This window comes from Massilia sp. P2_C2 (assembly GCF_056404615.1).
On the sequence record NZ_JBFUDR010000595.1, the window covers coordinates 1 to 1,427 of the forward strand.

The 1,427-nt window shown below is 66.5% G+C and carries 1 pseudogene; it reads left to right on the forward strand.

The annotated features are described in order from the left end of the window. A pseudogene (locus tag AC1DYX_RS31135) lies at nucleotides 1-1,427 on the forward strand (dockerin); the annotation flags it as partial.

Genomic DNA, 1,427 nt, shown 5'->3' on the forward strand with positions numbered 1-1,427 from the left:
CTGGACGCACTACGACCTGCCGTTCGCGGTGGGTGGCAACGATGACGGCCGGGGCTACGGCGAACGTCTGTCGATCGACCCCGAACTGCCGTCGATCATGTACTATGCCACGCGCAAGGACGGCCTGTGGAAGAGCACGGACTCGGGCCACACCTGGGCCCAGGTTACGAGCTTCTCGTCCACCAGGATGGCCAACGGCGGCCAGGTGTACGGCACCGGACAGGTCTTGTTCGATACGTCGAACAGGGGGACGGGAACGCAGACCTGGGTCCTGTGGGCCACTGTCAATCCCGACTACGCCCAGGCGGCGGGCCTGACTTCCTCGCTGTACAAGTCCACCAATGGCGGTGCGACCTGGACGCCGGTGTCGGTCCCGGCCGCGGTGTCCGGCTACTACATCCCGCACGTCGTGCGTGCCGCCGACGGCTATTTCTACATGGCGTTCAACCAGACCGGCGGCCAGGGCAGGCCCGGTCCCGGCTATGTCTACAAGTTCGGCGGTGGGGCCAATGGCGGAACCTGGACCCAGCTGCTGAGCACTTCCGCCATGGGCGTCGGCGGCCTGTCGATCAACGGTACCGGCTCGACCACCCGCATCGCGGTGGGCATGACGGGCTGGGCCGACTCCAGCAAGCAAATCCAGGTGTCCGACAACGCCGGCAGCACCTGGCGCGAAGTCGAGGCCAACATGCCGCATACCACGGAGACGTGCAAAGGCTGGATCGAGGCCGTCACGATCGATCCGGCCAACCGCGACCACATCATGCACGTCCACGGCGGCGGCATCTGCGAAACCACGAATGCGTCCTCGGCCTCGCCGACCTGGAGTACCAAGGTCAACAACCTGGAAGAGACCGCCACGCTGTACGCCGTTGCACCCCCGGCCGGCGCGTCGTACAAGCTGATCAACGCCGCCGGCGACATCGGCGCGTGGGTCATCACGGATCTCGCGACGCGGCCGACGAAGGCCCCGATGCCCGGGTGGAGCAGCGGCAACGCGGCCGACATGGCGTGGGCCGATCCGACCTATATCGCTGTCTCCGGCGTCGACAATGCCAACGGCTCCGTCGTCAAGGGCTTCTGGTCCGGCGACTCCGGCAATACCTGGTCGCAGTTCGCGTCGCTGCCTACCGGCGCCGCGGCAAACGGCAGCCAGAAGCAGAGCATTGCTGTCCCGTCCCGCAATAACGTGATCTGGGCACCGCCTGATTCGGTGCCGTCGTACAGCACGAACAATGGCGCGAGCTGGACGCAGACCAACCTGCCGGCGCTGGCCTCCGTTGGCGCGGGCTGGCCTCGCGCCTATCGCCTGGCCGCGGACCGCAAGAACCCGAACAAGGTCTATGCGTTCGATTCGGGTGGTGCGAACTGGAGCTGGTTGCCGGGCAAGGTCTACGTCTCGACCGATGGCGGCCACACGTTCACGC